Consider the following 16799-nt stretch of genomic DNA (forward strand, 5'->3'; position numbering starts at 1 on the left):
GGTTCCTGCGATACAAGCGAACAGACGTCTCTCAGCAAACGGCGGCCCCGTGGCCGCGGGGCCGCCGGATTGCTTACCCATTGTTTACAAAAAAAGTCATATATGTAATTTGGAGGATTAGTCATGGATTTTGAAAAGATCAAGGCCGCAGCCGAGAGCTACCGCGCTGACATGAGCCGCTTCCTGCGGGACATGATTTCCCATCCCAGCGAGAGCTGCGAGGAGAAGGAAGTCGTCATGTGCATCAAGGCCGAGATGGAAAAGCTGGGCTACGACAAGGTCGAGATCGACGGCCTGGGCAACGTGATCGGCTGGATGGGCGAGGGCGACAAGATCATCGCTTTTGACTCCCACATCGACACCGTGGGCATCGGCAACATCAACAACTGGGAAGCCGACCCCTACAAGGGCTACGAGGATGACGCCGTGATCTTCGGCCGCGGCGGTTCCGACCAGGAGGGCGGCATGGCTTCCGCCACTTACGGCGCCAAGATCATGAAGGATCTGGGCCTGATTCCTCCCGGATACAAGATCATGGTGGTGGGCACCGTTCAGGAAGAGGACTGCGACGGCATGTGTTGGCAGTACATCGTCAACAAGTTCTTCCCCGCCAACGGCATCAAGAAGGAGCAGGTCGAGTTCGTGGTCTCCACTGAGCCCACCGACGGCGGCATCTACCGCGGTCACCGCGGCCGTATGGAGATCCGCGTGGACGTGAAGGGCGTTTCCTGCCACGGCTCTGCTCCCGAGCGCGGCGACAACGCCATCTACAAGATGGCCGACATTCTTCAGGATGTCCGCGCCCTCAACGAGAACGACGACGCCGACTCCACCGAGATCAAGGGCCTCGTGAAGATGCTCAACCCCAAGTACAACCCCGAGCACTATGAGGATGCCCGCTTCCTGGGCCGCGGCACCTGCACCACCTCCCAGATCTTCTACACCTCTCCCAGCCGCTGCGCTGTGGCTGACTCCTGCGCCATCTCCATCGACCGCCGCATGACCGCCGGCGAGACCTGGGATTCCTGCCTGGAGGAGATCCGTCAGCTGCCCAGCGTGAAGAAGTACGGCGATGATGTGAAGGTCTCCATGTACATGTACGACCGTCCCGCGTGGACCGGCGAGGTCTATGAGACCGAGTGCTACTTCCCCACCTGGATCAATAAGGAGACTGCCGCCCACGTGCAGGCTCTGGTGGACGCTCACCACGGCCTGTTCGGCGACAAGCGTCTGGGCCACACCGACGCCGATCCCAAGCGCGATGCCATGCATCTGCGCGAGGGCCGTCCTCTGACCGACAAGTGGACCTTCTCCACCAACGGCGTGGCCATCCAGGGCCGTTACGGCATCCCCTGCGTCGGCTTCGGCCCCGGTGCTGAGAGCCAGGCTCATGCCCCCAACGAGATCACCTGGAAGGACGATCTGGTCCGCTGCGCCGCCCTGTACTCCGCCGTGCCCGGCCTGTACAAGGAGGAGAACAAGACCGACGACGTGACCCAGTTCCGCGCCACCCTGACCGACAACGACATTAAGTAAGTTTTTCCTGTGCATACAGGCGGAGGACCGCCGGAAGGTCCGGCGGCCCCCTCCTCCCTGTTCCATCTGAATCTGTGACGACCCGATTCGCCTCCGGTCCATACAGAACTGAACTGAAAACTCAAATATAAAGGAGAACAAGATTATGGATGCCAAACTGCAGGCTTATATTGACAAGCTCAACAAGCTCAACTTCAAGGAGATGTACGAGGGTGACTTCTTCCTGACCTGGGACAAGACCGACGACGAGATCGAGGCTGTCTTCACCGTGGCCGACGCCCTGCGCTACATGCGTGAGAACAACATTTCCACCAAGATCTTTGAGAGCGGCCTGGGCATCTCCCTGTTCCGCGACAACTCCACCCGTACCCGTTTCTCCTTCGCCTCCGCCTGTAACCTGCTGGGCCTCGAGGTGCAGGATCTGGACGAGGGCAAGAGCCAGATCGCCCATGGCGAGACCGTCCGTGAGACTGCCAACATGATCTCCTTCATGGCCGACGTCATCGGTATCCGTGACGACATGTACATCGGCAAGGGCCACACCTATCAGAAGGAAGTGGTCGAGGCCGTGACCCAGGGCAACAAGGACGGCGTCCTGGAGCAGAAGCCCACTCTGGTCAACCTCCAGTGCGACATCGACCACCCCACTCAGGCCATGGCCGACATGCTGCACATCATCCATGAGTTCGGCGGCGTGGAGAACCTGAAGGGCAAGAAGATCGCCATGACCTGGGCTTACAGCCCCTCCTACGGCAAGCCCCTCTCCGTGCCCCAGGGCATCATCGGCCTGATGAGCCGCTTCGGCATGGACGTTGTCCTGGCCCATCCCGAGGGATATGAGGTCATGCCCGAGGTCGAGGAGGTCGCCAAGGCCAACGCTGCCAAGAGCGGCGGTACCTTCACCAAGACCCACTCCATGGCCGAGGCCTTCAAGGATGCCGACATCGTGTATCCCAAGAGCTGGGCTCCCTTTGCCGCCATGGAGAAGCGCACCAACCTGTACGCCGAGGGCGACAGCGAGGGCATCAAGGCTCTGGAGAAGGAGCTGCTGGCTCAGAACGCCAACCACAAGGATTGGTGCTGCACCGAGGAGCTCATGAAGACCACCAAGAACGGCAAGGCTCTGTACATGCACTGCCTGCCCGCCGACATCAACGACGTCTCCTGCAAGGACGGCGAGGTCGAGGCTTCCGTGTTCGACCGCTATCGTGACCCCCTGTACAAGGAGGCTTCCTTCAAGCCCTACATCATCGCCGCCATGATCTTCCTGGCCAAGGTGAAGGATCCCCAGGCCACTCTGAAGGCCCTGGAGGAGCGCGGCATGGCCCGTTGGTTCCAGAAGTAAGTCTTTTTTGGAGATACCTCACGGTTTTTCTCAATAGTATGGCGCGACCGGTTTCGCCTCCGGCCCTCACGCCTGCTATATAACCCCTTTGCGCAAGGCAAGGCCCGCTTGACGAATCATGGTTTGTCGGGCGGGCCAAACCAATTTCTGGGTGCTGCGCGGCGGGAAAGAGAAAAGAAATTAGAAGAGTTTACAATTTTGTCTGAAATACCATTTGACATCTGAAGACTTTGGCTTTATGATAGCTTTATCAAATTAGACTGCGTATTTTAATAATACGGAAAAATGAGGTGCGACTAATGGGTAAAAAAATCGTCATCGCCCTGGGCGGCAACGCGCTGGGCAATAACCTTCCCGAGCAGATGATCGCGGTGCAGCAGACCGCCAAGGCCATTGCCGACCTGATCGAGGAGGGCCATGAAGTCATTATTGCCCACGGCAACGGTCCCCAGGTGGGCATGATCCAGAACGCCATGACCGAGCTGACCCGCTCCAATCCCGAGAAGTACATCCCCTGCCCCCTGTCCGTGTGCGTGGCCATGAGCCAGGGCTACATCGGATACGATCTGCAGAACGCCCTGCGGCAGGAGCTGCTGGACCGGGGCATCAACAAGCCCTGCGCCACCGTGCTGACCCAGGTCATCGTGGACAAGAACGATCCCGCCTTCGAGAATCCCACCAAGCCCATCGGCGCCTTCATGACCAAGGAAGAGGCTGAGAAGCTGGCTGCCGAGCGCGGCTATGTGGTGAAGGAGGACGCTGGCCGCGGCTACCGCCGTGTGGTGGCCTCTCCCAAGCCCCAGGCCATTGCCGAGATCGATACCGTCAAGGCCCTGGTGGACGCCGGCCATGTGGTCGTTGCCTGCGGCGGCGGCGGCATCCCCGTGTTCCACGGTGAGGGCAACCGTCTGGACGGCGCTGCCGCTGTGGTGGACAAGGACTTCGCCTCCTGCGTGCTGGCTCAGCAGCTGGACGCCGACTGCCTGATCATCCTCACCGCCGTGGAGAAGGTGGCCATCCACTTCGGCAAGCCCGATGTGAAGTGGCTGGACGAGCTGACTCCCGCTGAGGCTGAGAAGTACATCGCTGACGGCGAGTTTGCTCCCGGCTCCATGCTGCCCAAGGTGCAGGCTGCTCTGCAGTTTGCCGAGTCCAAGCCCGGCCGTACCGCCCTCATCACTCTGCTGGAGAAGGCTAAGGACGGCGTTGCCGGCAAGACCGGTACCAGCATCCACTGCTGATTTTCCGTATTTACCGGGCCGGGGCGTAACACGCCCCGGCCCTTCCGTAGTTTTATCCGGGAGAGAAACTCCCGCATCTGAATGGAGGTTTTCCCATGAACAAGACCATTACCGCTGCCGCCGCCCCTACCGCGACCGGCCCCTACTGCCACGCCAAGCAGGCGGGCAACATGCTCTTCATCTCCGGCCAGCTGGGCGTGGATAAGGCCACCGGCACCCTGGGCAAGGATGTATCCGAGCAGGCCACTCTGGCCCTGAAGAGCATGGGTGCGATTCTGGAGGAGGCCGGCATGAGCTATGCCGATGTGGTGAAGACCACGGTCTTCCTGGCCGACATCAACGATTTTGCCACCATCAACGCCATCTACTCCGGCGTGTTCCACACCGATCCCCCCGCCCGCTCCTGCTATCAGGTGGCGAATCTGCCCAAGGGCGCGCTCTTTGAGATCGAGGCCATTGCGGTAAAGTAAGCGGCATCCTTGACGTTGTACAATGGATCCCATTCCCGTCTCGGGAATGGGATCTTTTTTTATGCGCTGATCTGGTACTACCATTGTGATTATCCACAAAATGGAAGGTTAGAATTTTTGACAATGAGCAATGGTTTTTTCTTGCGGGCAATTGTGCAATGTGTTATAGTGATATAGTCATCTGATGTATTAATCGCGTTACCCCTCCCGTACATTGGATACAGAAGAAGAGGAATTAGGAGGTAACCAAGTATGAGTAAAGCACAAGGTGTCTCAAAACCGGTGGCGGCAGCAGATCCACTGTTCCAGTGGAAGGCAAAAGCATCTCTCCCCAAAATACTGCCCATGGGCATGCAGCACGTGGTGGCAGCTGTGGTCAGCACGGTGGGACCGGCCCTGATGGTGTCCAAGAACTGCGGACTGGATGATGCCACCACCACCCTGCTGGTGCAGATGGCCCTTCTGATGACCGCGTTTTCCACCATTTTGATGCTCTTCCCCGTTACCAAATACATCGGCTCCGGCCTGCCGGTCATTATGGGCGTAGGGTTTACCATCCCCACGCTGATGAGCAAGACCTTTACCCTGCCGGAGATCCTGGGGGCCCAGATCATTGCAGGCGTGGTGGCGATTCTCTTTGGACTGTGCATCAAGCCCATCCGGAAGCTCTTCCCGCCTCTGGTGACGGGTACCGTTATTCTGGCGGTGGGCATGAACCTCTATCCCGTGGCCATCAAATACATGGCGGGCGGCGCAGGTACCCCGGATTTCAGCTCCCCCAAGAACTGGGGCGTGGCCATTTTTACCTTTGCACTGGTGCTGGCCTTCCAGAATTTCGGGAAGGGCTTTCTGAAGCTGGGCGCCGTGTTGTGGGGCCTGGTGGGAGGCTATCTTCTTGCCCTGCTCCTGGGAATGGTGGACTTTAGCAGCGTGGGCGGCGCCGGATGGTTTGCCGTGGCAACGCCGGTAAAATCCTTTGGCCTGGAGTTTAACGGCTCCGCGATCCTGGCCATGGCCATCCTCTACATTGCCAACTCCCTCCAGACCATTGGAGATATCAGCTCGACTACCATGGGCGGCATGGAGCGCATGCCCACCGATCAGGAGCTTCAGGGAGGTATCATCTCCCAGGGTGTCACCTCGGTGATCGGCGCTCTGTTTGGAGGACTGAGCACCTGTTCTTACAGCCAGAACGTGGGCATCGTGACCATGAACAAGGTCATTAACCGCAGTGTGTTCGCCTTTGCAGCGGTGGTGCTGGGTGTGGCCGGATTGGTGCCCAAGTTCTCGGCGGTGCTCACTACCATTCCCAATGCCGTTCTGGGCGGCGCCACTATCTCGGTGTTCTCCATCATTGCCATGACCGGCGTCAATATGATCGTCTCTGCCGGCCCCTTCACCATGCGCAACCGCACCATCGTGGGACTGGCGGCGGCCCTGGGGATCGGTGTGACCATGGCCCCTGGCTGCCTGGAGCTCTTCCCCATGTGGGTGCAGAATGTGTTTGGCTCCTTTGCACCTGTGGGGGCCGCGGTGGTGGCTGTGATCCTCAACCTGATCCTGCCGAAGGACCCTGACCCTGAGACAAAGTGATTTTATCTTGAGTTTGGACAAAATCCGTCAATATATCGCTCTGGTTGGATTGACCAGGGCGATATATTGTTTTTTGCACAAAAAGATTGGGGATAATTTGATGATCTGCCGGACATATTTTTCTTGAAAATGAAAAAGAATGGGGGTATCATTTTATTAAAGAAAATATTTTATGAAAACTAAAAAAAATTAATGAGGTGATTTGGATGAAGCAGACTTCCCGTGAGGGGCGGGCGTCCGTATTCCAATATGAGGGCATACCTGCTCCAGGTCAATTGGTCCCTCTGGGACTTCAGCATGTGGTGGCCGCGGTAGTAGGAATCGTGACCCCGGCCATTCTGGTGGCCAATACCTGCAACATTACCGGATCGGACCGAACACTGTTGATCCAGGTCTCTCTGCTGGTGACGGCGCTGGCGACCCTGATCCAGCTTTTCCCCATTTTTGGGCGCATCGGCGCGCGCCTTCCGGTGGTTATGGGCATCAGCTTTGCCTATGTCCCCACACTGCTGGCCATTGGCGGGCAATTTGATCTGCCCACTATTTTGGGCGCGGAAATCTTTGGCGGTATCATTGCCATCCTGTTTGGTATTTTTGTCAAGCAGATCCGGGTCTTTTTCCCGCCTCTGGTGACCGGTACGGTCATCTTTACCATTGGCCTCTCCCTGTACCCCACGGCCATTAAGTATATGGCCGGCGGCGCAGGCACCGAGGGCTTTGGTTCCATGAAGAATTGGCTGGTGGCCATTGTGACCTTCCTGGTGGTGGTCATCCTCAACAACTTCTCCAAGGGCGTGCTCAAGCTGGGCGCCATTCTCTGGGGCATGATCATCGGCTATGTGCTGGCCTTCTTCCTGGGCATGGTGAGCTTTGACGCGGTGAGCGAGGCGGGCTTCTTCCAGGTCCCCATGCCTCTGCACTTTGATATTTCCTTTAATGTGAGCGCCATTATCTCCCTGGGTATCGTGTATGTGGTCAACGCGGTGCAGACCATCGGAGATCTCTCCTCCACCACCATGGGTGGTATGGACCGTATGCCCACCGACAAGGAGCTTCAGGGCGGCATCATTGCCCAGGGTATCGTCAGCATCGTAGGCGCGCTGTTCGGCGGCCTGCCTGCGGCCACTTACAGCCAGAACGTGGGTATTGTGACGGTCAACCGGGTCATTAACCGGGCCGTGTTTGCCTTTGCCGCCATTATTCTGGCGATTGCGGGTTTTGTTCCCAAGTTTTCCTCTCTGCTCACCACCATTCCCCAGAGCGTCATCGGCGGCGCGACGGTGTCTGTATTTGCTATGATCACCATGACCGGTATGCGCATGATCACCTCTGAGAACTTCACCATGCGCAGCAGCACGGTAGTCGGTCTGTCTGTGGCACTGGGCGTGGGCATCACGCAGGTGCAGGACTGCCTCCAGGGTTTCCCCCAGTGGGTCACCACCGTATTCGGCAGCAGCCCCGTGGTAGTCACCGCCATCATGGCCATCATCCTCAACCTGGCGCTTCCCAAGGATGCTCCGGTGCAGGAGAGCAAGAGCGTATAATTGTCTGCATGAAAAAAGGCGCGCACCTGTTTTATCAGGTGCGCGCCTTTCTGATCTGTCACTTTACAGAGCTGGGAAGAGAATCGTCTTCCCGGATCCAGTCCTCCACGTGGACCACGGAGTAGTCCTCTTTCGTGCGGCGGATCACCACCCGGTCGATCCCGGCGTTGATGATGAGGCGCCGGCACATGGAGCAGGAGGTGGCATCGGAGAGCAGCTCTCCCGTCTTGGCGTCCCGGCCGGCCAGATAGAGCGTGGCGCCGATGGACTGGCTGCGGGCGGCAGAGATGATGGCATTGGCCTCCGCGTGGACCGAGCGGCACAGCTCATATCGCTCGCCCGAGGGGATATTCATAGCCTCCCGGGTGCAGTAGCCCAGATCCCCGCAGTTGCGCCGTCCACGGGGGGCGCCATTGTACCCGGTGGAGACAATCTCATCATTTTTGACGATGATGGCGCCGTAACAGCGGCGTAAACAGGTGGAGCGCTCCAGTACGGTCTCCGCAATGTCCAGGTAATAGTTTTCTTTGTCAATACGAGCCATGATAATTCCCTCCCGAGGGATCTATTTTTTTTAGTATAGCGGTTTTGTCCGCCCCACGCAAGCACAATTCACATATTGTTTACGTTTGATTTCTTGACGATTGGGGGGTCAGGCAGTATCATTAGAACAGAAAATAATTCGGGGACGCATCTGCGTCCCCATACTTCACAGCAAAGGAGACGACCGCACATATGAACTGGCTTCGGAGATTCATGTATGGGCGATATGGCGGCGATCAACTCTCCTGGTTTCTTCTGGCGGTCTATGTGCTCCTGGTAGTTCTGTCCGGACTGCCCCATCTGGAGCTCTTGTCCTGGCTGGCGCTTGCGGTGCTGTTCTGGTCCTTTTACCGCATCTTCTCCCGGCAGTATGCCAAGCGCCGGGCGGAAAACGCCCGCTTTCTTACCCTGGCTGGACCGGCCATCCGTTGGTGTAAAATGCGCCGGACCATCTCGCGGGATAAGGAACACCGCTATTTCAAGTGCCCCAATTGCGGACAATATCTGCGGGTCCCCAGAGGAAAAGGAAAGATCACGGTCAATTGCCGCAACTGCGGCGTGAGCTTTGAGGAAAAAAGCTGAGTGAACGCTGTAAGGCGCGTCCCCGATCGGGGACGCGCCTTGTCTTATGTCCGGGATTACAGCAGGCCCAGCAGATGCTGCATGCCCAGGCTCACACCCGTGATACCGGCCCAGCAGCACACGCCCATGAAGATGGGCTTGCCGCCGGTGCGCACCAGTTTGACGATGTTGGTGTTCAGACCGATGGCGGCCATGGCCAGGATGATGAAGAACTTGGACAGCTCCTTGAAGGGCTGGAAGAAGGCGGAGGGCACACCGCAGGAGGTGGAGAGAGTCGTAATGACCGAGGCCAGCACAAAGAAGAGGATGAAGAAGGGGAAAATCTTCTTCAGATCAAAGGTGCCGCTGGAGGTATTGCTGCCCCGCTTGACCTGCCAGGTCCGCCAGAAGGCGAGGGCCAGCGTGATGGGGATGATGGCCAGGGTGCGGGTGAGCTTGACGATGGTGGCGTACTCCAGCACCGCGCCGTTGGTGCCGTGGAGGGTATCCCAGGTGGACGCGGCAGCGGTGACCGAGGAGGTGTCGTTGATGGCGGTCCCCGCAAAGAGGCCGAAGCCCTCGTTGCTCAGGCCAATGGCCCCGCCAAAGGTGGGAAAGAGCAGGGCGGCCAGTACGTTGAAGAGGAAGATTACCGAGATGGCCTGGGCGATCTCCTCATCGTCGGCTCCGATGACCGGAGCGGTGGCCGCGATGGCGGAGCCGCCGCAGATGGAGGAGCCCACCCCAACCAGGGTGGAGATGTTGGCGGGCATCTTCAGCAGCTTATAGAGCACAAAGGAGATGATGAGGGAGGTGGCGATGGTGGAGCAGATGATGGGCAGGGATTTTGCCCCTACCTTGGCGATCTCCGAGAGATTGAGGCCAAAGCCCAGCAGGATGACCGCATATTGCAGGATCTTTTTGGAGGTGTAGGCGATGCCCGGCTGGAACCGGGTCTTATCGGTCAGCAGCAGGGTGATGATCATGCCGCAGAGAATGGCGAAGACCGGTCCGCCAATGACCGGGAAAAGCTTGCCCAGCCACCAGGAGGGCAGCGCGATAACCAGACAGAGCAGCAGGCCAGGTCCTTTCTGTTTGACAAAGTTCATATCAGAACGCCCCTTTGTTTTCGTTTTCCCCTTGATTATAGTACGGCCTGACGATAAAATAAAATGATGATTTTTTATCTTTCCATAATTTTCTGTAATGGGTGATTGTATGCTGGATCCCAAACTCCATACCTTCCTGGTCCTGTGCGAGACCATGCACTATACCCGGGCGGCCCAGCGGCTGTGCGTGACCCAGCCGGCAGTCACCCATCAGATCCGCGCGCTGGAGGAGCACTATGGCTGCCGGCTCTTCTCCTATGAGGGAAAGACCCTGCGCCTCACGGAGGCGGGCGTGCGCCTGCGGGAGATGGCCCGTTCCCTGGCCTACAACAGCCGGAAGATGGAGCAGGCCATGGCCGTTCCAGCGCCCCGGATCCTGCGGGTGGGGGCCACCAAGACCATCGGAGAGTTTGTCATTGCCCCGCTCATCAGCCGCTTTCTGCGCCGCCATCCGGAAGGGACGGTCTCCCTGACGGTGGAGAATACCCGTGCTCTGCTGCGGGCACTGGAGGAAGGACGGCTGGATTTCGCGCTGGTGGAGGGCTTTTTTGACCGGGAGCGGTATGCCGTGCGCCTCTACCGGAGGGAGTCCTTTTTCGGCGTGTGTGCGCCCGAGCATCCCCTGGCGGGTCGGACGGTCCCCTTAGCGGAGGTCCTGGGCGAGCGCCTCCTGGTCCGGGAGGCGGGGTCGGGTACTCGGGCCATTTTGGAGGCCGCCCTGCGGCAGAACCACTGTACCCTGCGCAGCTTTTCCGGCGTGGTGGAGATCAGCGACTTTTCCACCATCAAGGCCCTTGTGGTGGAAAACCTGGGGGTCTCTTTCCTCTATGCCCCGGTGGTGGAGCGGGAGCTGGCCGCCGGCAAGCTGGCCCGCTTTGATCTGGCCGGGCAGGCCCTGAGCGGGGCCTTCCACTTTGTGTGGTTGCGGGACAATCTCTTTGCCGGGGAGTGGGAGGACTGGATGGCGTAAGGCCCCGGAGCGGTTGTCTTTTTTCTCCCGTTCGTGTATACTGGTGTGACCTTTTGTGATGCACCGAGCAAAGGAGCGTTTGTATGCTGTTATCCGCAGAATCCATTACGAAGACCTATGGGACCCGGGTCCTGCTGGACCGGGTGTCCTTCTATCTGGAGCCCGGGGAGCGTGTGGGCGTCATCGGCGTCAACGGCGCGGGCAAGTCCACCCTGCTGCGCATTCTGGCCGGGGCGGAGGAGCCTGAGACCGGCTGTGTCACCCGCTTCCCCAATGTGCGCCTGGAGTATCTCCCCCAGAATCCGGAATTTGCCCCGGGGACCACGGTGCTGGAGCAGGTGCTGCTGGGCCTCTCCACCGATGCCCGTGCCCTGGCGGAGTACGAGGCCAAGACCATCCTGACCCGGTTGGGGATCACCCGCTTTGAGCAGCGGGTGGAGGAGCTCTCGGGCGGGCAGCGCAAGCGGGTGGCCCTGGCGGCTGCTCTGGCCCGGCCCTGTGACGTGCTCATCCTGGACGAGCCCACCAACCACCTGGACAGCGAGATGGTCACTTGGCTGGAGGAGTGGCTCCAGCGCTTTGCCGGCGGGCTGGTGATGATCACCCATGACCGCTACTTCCTGGAGCGGGTCACCAACCGCATGGCCGAGGTGGACGGGGGAAAGCTCTACTTCTACGAGGGCAGCTATGAGGACTTCCTCCGCCGGAAGGCAGAGCGGGAGGAGTCGGCCCGGGCCAGTGAGCGCAAGCGGCAGTCCATCCTCCGGCGGGAGTACCAGTGGGTCATGCAGGGCCCCACCGCCCGGGGCACCAAGAGCCGGGAGCGTCTGGAGCGCTACGAGGCCCTGAAAAATCAGAGCGGCCCCACCGAGCGGGCCGGGCTGGAGCTCTCCTCGGTGGCCAGCCGCCTGGGGAAAAAGACGGTGGAGCTCCGGGGGGTCTCCAAGTCCTTTGAGGGGCGGCAGGTGCTGCGGGACTTTGACTGCATGCTCCTGCGGGATGACCGGATCGGCATCGTGGGGGTCAACGGCAGCGGCAAGTCCACTCTGCTCAATCTGATCGCCGGGCGCCTCTCGCCTGACCAGGGGGAAGTCATCGTGGGTGAGACGGTAAAGATCGGCTACTTTTCCCAGGAAAACCCGTCCATGGACGGCGAGACCCGGGTCATCGACTATGTGAAGGAGATCGGGGAGCGCATTGAGACGGTGGACGGCGTCATCACGGCCAGCCAGTTGCTGGAGCAGTTCCTCTTCCCCGCCGATGTCCAGTGGAGCCCCATCGATAAGCTCTCCGGCGGGGAGAAGCGGCGGCTCTTCCTCCTCTCTATCCTGGCCTCCGCTCCCAATATCCTGCTGCTGGACGAGCCCACCAACGACCTGGACATCGAGACCCTCACCATTCTGGAGGACTATCTGGAGACCTTCCCGGGGGCGGTGGTGGCGGTCTCCCACGACCGCTATTTCCTGGACAAGGTGGCCCGCCGCATCTTCGTGGTGGAGGGGGACGGCCGGGTCACCCCCTATGCCGGAGGCTACACCGACTATCTGGCGGCCCTGGCCGAGCGGCGCCGGGCGGAGAAGAAGGCCGAGAAACCGGCCCCCAAAAAGGAAGAGTCCCGGCCCTCCGCGCCCAAGAAGCTGAAGTTCAGCTACAAGGAGCAGCGGGAGTACGAGACCATCGATGCAGACATCGCAGCGCTGGAGGAGCAGCTGGCCGACAATCAGGCCCAGCAGAGCGCATGCGGCAGCGACTATGTGGCCCTGCAGCGGCTCCAGGAGGAGCAGAGTCAGCTGGAGAGCGCGCTGGAGAAAAAGATGGAGCGCTGGGTCTATCTCAACGATCTGGCCGAGCGCATCGCCGCCCAGTAGGGCACAAAAAAACGCGGGCAGCCTGAAGAGGCTGCCCGCATTTTTATTACAGTTGGAGCGATTTATCCGGCATTTTGGGCTTCCAGTCCCCGGATGCGCTTCATTTCCCGGGAGACCAGACATACCGTGGTGAGAAAAGCCATGGTGTCGGCCACCGGTCCGGCAAAGAGAATGCCGTCGATCCCGCCCATCAGGATGGGCAGAAGGAGCAGCAGCGGAATCAGGAAAAGGACCTGCCGGGTCATGGAGAGGACCAGGCCCTTGACCGGCTTTCCAATGGCCGAGAAGAAGCTGGAGGAGAGCATCTGTACCCCGTTGACCAGCACCATAAAGAGGAAAATACGCATAAACCGGACGGCAAACTCAAAATAGAGCGCGTTGCCGCTGCCAAAGATAGAGATGATCTGACGGGGACAGAACTGGAAGAGAAGGAAGCCGACCAGGGAGACCACCAGATTGCATCCGATGGCCAGGCGATAGATTCCACGGACCCGGTCGTACTGCTTGGCGCCGTAGTTGAATCCAATGATGGGCTGGGAGCCCTGGGAGATCCCGATGACGACAGCCAGCAGGATGGCGTTGGTCTTCATCACGATGCCGCAGGCGGCCAGGGGGATGTCGGTGCCATAGATCGAGCTGGCGCCGTAGTGGGTCAGAGAGTTGTTGATGACGATCTGTACAAAGGTGATTGCCACCTGGTTGAGGCTGCTGCTCATGCCGAGAGAAGCGGTCTGAAGGCTCTCACTCAGGCTCAGGCGCAGGTGTTCCCGCCGCAGGTTAATGTGCTGGAAGCGGAAGGCATAGCGCGCAGCCAACAGGAAGGAGAAGAACTGACCAATGACCGTGGCCAGGGCAGCGCCGGCCACCCCCTGGTGAAACACGAAAATGAAGATAGGGTCCAGGATCGTGTTGATAACCGCGCCCACCAGCATACAGGTCATGGAGTATTTGGGACTGCCGTCGGCCCGGGCCAGGTTGCTCATGGCATTGGTCACGATGAGCAGGGGCATGCCCAGAGCCGTGATCCGGGTATACTCGATGGCATAGGGCATGACATCGGGCGTGGCACCGAAGGCCAGGAGAAGCGGGTGCAGAAAGAGCTCTACCAGCAGCGCATAGAGGATGCCCAGGACCGCCATCATGGCGATGGCGTTGCCCACCACCCGGGCGGCCTGCTCCGGCTCCCCTGCGCCCAGGGAGAGAGAAAAGCGGGAGGCACTTCCGATGCCGATGAGCAGGGCGATGGCCAGACAGATGGTGGTCAGGGGATAGGCCACATTGGTGGCCGCATTGCCCAGATAGCCCACACCCTGCCCAATGAAGATCTGGTCCACAATGTTGTACAGAGAGCTGACCAGCATGGCGATGACGCTGGGGACGGCGAAGCTGCGCAGCAGTTTGGGCAGCGGCTCATACCCCAGTGGATTACTGAGATGATTCTCCATATTCCTCTTCCTTTCCGATCAGACTGATGGGGGCCAGGGCATAGTCGGCCCCGGCGAGGGAGACGGACCGCTCCCCCACACGCTGGAGGAGGGTCAGAAAGATCTCCCGCTCCTCCGGGGAAAAGGGCTCCATGACCTGCTCCTGCCACTGGCGTACCAGAGAGAGGATCTGGGGGCGGGCATCCAGGGCCCGCTGGGTGGGAAAGAGCCGGCAGGTGCGCTTGTCTTCCGGGTTGGACTCCCTCCGGAGAAAGCCGGCCTTTTCCAACGCGGAAAGAGCCCGGGTCACATTGCTGGGGTGGACATAAAAAAAGTGCATGAATTGATCTTGTGTGACCCCCGGCATCTCGCAGATTTTCACGACGTACATATGCTGGCTGCTGTTTAACCCCAGCGGAGCCAGCGAGCGGTCCAGGTACATCTTGGTGTGCCGGTCGGAAATCGAGAGCCATTTGATCAGTTTCATCCCGGTTCACCCCCTTCTCCCTGTTTTGGCAGGCTTATTATAGCAAAAACTATTTGCTTGCGCAAGCAAATAGTAGGCAAAAAAACCTCCCACGCAGCTGCGTGGGAGGTTGCAGGATAGAGTCTGCAAAGGGAATTGGAGAGAATCAGCCCTCCAGGCCAGCCAGTCCGCGCTCAAAGGCGGCCACAGCCTCATCGGCGTTCTCGGCGATTACAAAGAGGAAATAGCCGTCCTTCACCACCGTGCGGGCGTCCTGCACCTTGGGGAGGTTCTGGGAGAGATACCAGGAGAAGGTGTCCTCCTGCTGCTGGCGATAGGCCTCCAGATCCGCCTTGGCCTGCTCCTCCTTACCCTCGGCCAACTTGCCGATGATGATGGTGTCGGGGGAGGTGATCATGGGGAAGAAGCCGGCCGCCTCCGTGAAGCTGTCGCTGTGGATGCCATAGGTGTCCAGGCTCTCGGCGTCCACGGCCATGCCGTAGCCAACTCCGCCGGCATCGGCCACTTCATAGGCCAGCTTGACCAGGGGGGAGTTGTTGGGGGTAGTGATGCTCACACCGGCCTCGGTCTCCTCCAGCGTGATGCCGTCCAGACCGTCCAGCACGGTGGTGGGGACAAAGGTCACGCCGTCCACGACCTGCGCCACGGCATCCTCCACCAGGTTGTCGTCCACGGTGATGGAGCCGTCCTGGAAGGAGACCTCCACCCGGTGCTTGCTGAAATAGAAGGAGCTGGAGTTCTCCTCGGCGAACCAGGAGGCGGAGCCGTGATCGGCCTCAGCCACCAGCCGGAGCGGAAGCCCCTGGGCCTCAGGAAGCGCGGAGGTGTCCAGCGCGGTACCGTTGACCGTGATGGAGGTCGCATAGCCTGCGGCCAGGGCGGGAGTGAGAAGGCTGCCAGTCAGGGCGGCGGCCAGAGCAAATGTGCCGAGCTGTTTCATACCGTTATATCTCCTTTGTGTCCTCCGGCAGAGGGGCCGGAAAAGTTGGTCGCAGGGTTAGACGGGGACGGGACAAAAAAGTTCCCTGTTCGCTGCAGAAATATGTTAAAATAATTTTATCAGGTTTTGAAAGCAGGGGGCCAGTCCCCCAGTCAAAAGAAGGAGATTGTGATGCGGGAAATCTATCCGATTCTATGGTATTTTTTTGTGTACGCCTTTCTGGGGTGGTGCAGTGAGGTGTGCTATGCGGCCCTGCGGACCGGGAAATTTGTCAACCGCGGATTTCTCAACGGCCCCCTCTGCCCGATCTACGGCTTTGGCGTGGTGTTGGTGACCTCCCTGCTGGCCCCGGTGCGGGAGCGCTTCTTGCTGCTCTTCCTCTGCTCGGTGGTGCTGTGCAGCGCGCTGGAGTGGGTGACCGGGTTTGTGCTGGAAAAGCTCTTTCATCAAAAGTGGTGGGATTACTCCGACCAACCCTTTAATCTCAACGGCTATATCTGCCCCCTTTTCTCTCTGCTGTGGGGCTTTGCCTGCCTGATCATCATGGATATGATCCACCCGGCGGTGATGGGGATGGTGCGGCACATCCCCCGTCCGGTGGGGCTGGTGCTTCTGGTGCTGTTCCTTGTGTTGACGGCGGTGGATCTGTCCGCCACGGTGGCCTCCATGATCGGCCTGAACAAGCGTCTGCGTCAGCTGGAGGAGATGGCGGCCCGGATCAAGGCGGCCTCCAACGAGCTGGGCGAGAACCTGGCGGATGCCACCCTCTCCCTCTCCGAGCGGGGAGCCGACCTGAAAGAGGACCTGAACGACCTGCGGGATGACCTGGCCGAGCGGGGTGCCGATCTTCGGGAGGACCTCACGGAGCGTCTGGCGGCCCGGGAGGCGGAGCAGACCGCCCGGCGTATCGCCCGGGAGGCCGCTCTCAAACGGCGGGAGGCCGCGCTGGCCGAGCTCAAGGCCGCCAACGAGGAACTGCTCTCCACCTATGGCTTTGGCCAGCGGCGTCTGCTGCGGGCCTTCCCCCATATGACCTCCACCCGGTATGCCGCCGCGCTGGAAGAGCTGCGCAGACGGGCCCGCGGCATGCGGAAAAAGGACGAAGAGGATACATAGGAGAAATATACGTACTTATAAAATACGCCCGGTCCCTCAGACGAGGGGCCGG

The 16799-nt window shown here is 59.7% G+C and carries 15 protein-coding genes; 10 read left to right on the forward strand and 5 right to left on the reverse strand.

The annotated features are described in order from the left end of the window. Positions 1 to 123: 123 nt before the first annotated feature. The 6 genes from I2C21_RS06375 to I2C21_RS06400 all read left to right on the forward strand — a co-directional run bounded on the left by I2C21_RS06375 (position 124) and on the right by I2C21_RS06400 (position 7729). Positions 124 to 1536 carry a YgeY family selenium metabolism-linked hydrolase gene (locus I2C21_RS06375; RefSeq protein WP_101692398.1) on the forward strand — a complete coding sequence of 471 codons (1413 nt, stop codon included), beginning with the start codon at positions 124 to 126 and terminating at the stop codon, positions 1534 to 1536. Positions 1537 to 1681: 145 nt separating this feature from the next. Next, the gene (gene ygeW / locus I2C21_RS06380; RefSeq protein WP_101692397.1) at positions 1682 to 2881 is read left to right on the forward strand and encodes a knotted carbamoyltransferase YgeW; all 1200 of its coding nucleotides are present in this window, start codon (positions 1682 to 1684) and stop codon (positions 2879 to 2881) included. Between the two features lie 299 nt (positions 2882 to 3180). Continuing rightward, positions 3181 to 4122 carry a carbamate kinase gene (gene arcC / locus I2C21_RS06385; RefSeq protein ID WP_195278824.1) on the forward strand — a complete coding sequence of 314 codons (942 nt, stop codon included), beginning with the start codon at positions 3181 to 3183 and terminating at the stop codon, positions 4120 to 4122. Positions 4123 to 4217: 95 nt separating this feature from the next. Beyond that, a complete protein-coding gene (locus I2C21_RS06390; RefSeq protein ID WP_186963141.1) occupies positions 4218 to 4592 on the forward strand; it encodes a Rid family detoxifying hydrolase in 375 nt (124 codons plus the stop codon). 252 nt (positions 4593 to 4844) lie between these two features. Further along, a complete protein-coding gene (locus I2C21_RS06395; protein WP_186963140.1) occupies positions 4845 to 6185 on the forward strand; it encodes a uracil-xanthine permease family protein in 1341 nt (446 codons plus the stop codon). Positions 6186 to 6391: 206 nt separating this feature from the next. Then, positions 6392 to 7729 (forward strand): uracil-xanthine permease family protein, encoded by a 1338-nt coding sequence (locus I2C21_RS06400; protein ID WP_195278825.1) that lies wholly within the window; start codon positions 6392 to 6394, stop codon positions 7727 to 7729. 58 nt (positions 7730 to 7787) lie between these two features. Here the strand turns inward: I2C21_RS06400 and I2C21_RS06405 are convergent, their stop codons facing one another. Continuing rightward, a complete protein-coding gene (locus I2C21_RS06405) occupies positions 7788 to 8273 on the reverse strand; it encodes a deoxycytidylate deaminase (RefSeq protein WP_101692391.1) in 486 nt (161 codons plus the stop codon). A gap of 212 nt (positions 8274 to 8485) precedes the next feature. Between I2C21_RS06405 and I2C21_RS06410 the strand changes: the two genes are divergently transcribed. Continuing rightward, on the forward strand, positions 8486 to 8854 hold the full coding sequence (locus I2C21_RS06410; RefSeq protein ID WP_243207906.1) for a hypothetical protein: 369 nt from the start codon (positions 8486 to 8488) through the stop codon (positions 8852 to 8854). A 56-nt stretch (positions 8855 to 8910) separates the two neighbouring features. Here the strand turns inward: I2C21_RS06410 and I2C21_RS06415 are convergent, their stop codons facing one another. Then, positions 8911 to 9942 carry a YeiH family protein gene (locus tag I2C21_RS06415; RefSeq protein WP_193535850.1) on the reverse strand — a complete coding sequence of 344 codons (1032 nt, stop codon included), beginning with the start codon at positions 9940 to 9942 and terminating at the stop codon, positions 8911 to 8913. A 109-nt stretch (positions 9943 to 10051) separates the two neighbouring features. Between I2C21_RS06415 and I2C21_RS06420 the strand changes: the two genes are divergently transcribed. Continuing rightward, on the forward strand, positions 10052 to 10912 hold the full coding sequence (locus I2C21_RS06420) for a LysR family transcriptional regulator (RefSeq protein WP_193535852.1): 861 nt from the start codon (positions 10052 to 10054) through the stop codon (positions 10910 to 10912). Between the two features lie 83 nt (positions 10913 to 10995). Beyond that, positions 10996 to 12780: an ABC-F family ATP-binding cassette domain-containing protein gene (locus tag I2C21_RS06425; protein ID WP_195278826.1), complete on the forward strand. Its 1785-nt coding sequence runs from the start codon at positions 10996 to 10998 to the stop codon at positions 12778 to 12780. A 62-nt stretch (positions 12781 to 12842) separates the two neighbouring features. Here the strand turns inward: I2C21_RS06425 and I2C21_RS06430 are convergent, their stop codons facing one another. The 3 genes from I2C21_RS06430 to I2C21_RS06440 all read right to left on the reverse strand — a co-directional run bounded on the left by I2C21_RS06430 (position 12843) and on the right by I2C21_RS06440 (position 15631). Beyond that, entirely contained in the window at positions 12843 to 14225 is a 1383-nt protein-coding gene (locus tag I2C21_RS06430) for an MATE family efflux transporter (protein WP_195278827.1), read from the reverse strand. Then, positions 14206 to 14691, reverse strand: a complete 486-nt coding sequence (locus tag I2C21_RS06435) for a MarR family winged helix-turn-helix transcriptional regulator (protein ID WP_101692385.1) — start codon at positions 14689 to 14691, stop codon at positions 14206 to 14208. Before I2C21_RS06435 ends, I2C21_RS06430 begins: the two co-directional genes overlap by 20 nt. Positions 14692 to 14836: 145 nt before the next feature. Continuing rightward, entirely contained in the window at positions 14837 to 15631 is a 795-nt protein-coding gene (locus tag I2C21_RS06440; protein WP_195278828.1) for a DUF4358 domain-containing protein, read from the reverse strand. Between the two features lie 171 nt (positions 15632 to 15802). Between I2C21_RS06440 and I2C21_RS06445 the strand changes: the two genes are divergently transcribed. Beyond that, on the forward strand, positions 15803 to 16747 hold the full coding sequence (locus I2C21_RS06445) for a putative ABC transporter permease (protein ID WP_101692383.1): 945 nt from the start codon (positions 15803 to 15805) through the stop codon (positions 16745 to 16747). Positions 16748 to 16799 lie beyond the last annotated feature (52 nt).

It is taken from the genome of Clostridium sp. J1101437_171009_A5 (genome assembly GCF_015547905.1).
Classification (GTDB): domain Bacteria; phylum Bacillota; class Clostridia; order Oscillospirales; family Oscillospiraceae; genus Pseudoflavonifractor_A; species Pseudoflavonifractor_A gallinarum.

Bases quoted from the DNA above. Each gene is read 5' to 3' on its own strand.
- I2C21_RS06375 (WP_101692398.1), top strand. From the start codon at position 124: ATGGATTTTGAAAAGATCAAGGCCGCAGCCGAGAGCTACCGCGCTGAC.
- ygeW (WP_101692397.1), top strand. From the start codon at position 1,682: ATGGATGCCAAACTGCAGGCTTATATTGACAAGCTCAACAAGCTCAAC.
- arcC (WP_195278824.1), top strand. From the start codon at position 3,181: ATGGGTAAAAAAATCGTCATCGCCCTGGGCGGCAACGCGCTGGGCAAT.
- I2C21_RS06390 (WP_186963141.1), top strand. From the start codon at position 4,218: ATGAACAAGACCATTACCGCTGCCGCCGCCCCTACCGCGACCGGCCCC.
- I2C21_RS06395 (WP_186963140.1), top strand. From the start codon at position 4,845: ATGAGTAAAGCACAAGGTGTCTCAAAACCGGTGGCGGCAGCAGATCCA.
- I2C21_RS06400 (WP_195278825.1), top strand. From the start codon at position 6,392: ATGAAGCAGACTTCCCGTGAGGGGCGGGCGTCCGTATTCCAATATGAG.
- I2C21_RS06405 (WP_101692391.1), bottom strand. From the start codon at position 8,273: ATGGCTCGTATTGACAAAGAAAACTATTACCTGGACATTGCGGAGACC.
- I2C21_RS06410 (WP_243207906.1), top strand. From the start codon at position 8,486: ATGTATGGGCGATATGGCGGCGATCAACTCTCCTGGTTTCTTCTGGCG.
- I2C21_RS06415 (WP_193535850.1), bottom strand. From the start codon at position 9,942: ATGAACTTTGTCAAACAGAAAGGACCTGGCCTGCTGCTCTGTCTGGTT.
- I2C21_RS06420 (WP_193535852.1), top strand. From the start codon at position 10,052: ATGCTGGATCCCAAACTCCATACCTTCCTGGTCCTGTGCGAGACCATG.
- I2C21_RS06425 (WP_195278826.1), top strand. From the start codon at position 10,996: ATGCTGTTATCCGCAGAATCCATTACGAAGACCTATGGGACCCGGGTC.
- I2C21_RS06430 (WP_195278827.1), bottom strand. From the start codon at position 14,225: ATGGAGAATCATCTCAGTAATCCACTGGGGTATGAGCCGCTGCCCAAA.
- I2C21_RS06435 (WP_101692385.1), bottom strand. From the start codon at position 14,691: ATGAAACTGATCAAATGGCTCTCGATTTCCGACCGGCACACCAAGATG.
- I2C21_RS06440 (WP_195278828.1), bottom strand. From the start codon at position 15,631: ATGAAACAGCTCGGCACATTTGCTCTGGCCGCCGCCCTGACTGGCAGC.
- I2C21_RS06445 (WP_101692383.1), top strand. From the start codon at position 15,803: ATGCGGGAAATCTATCCGATTCTATGGTATTTTTTTGTGTACGCCTTT.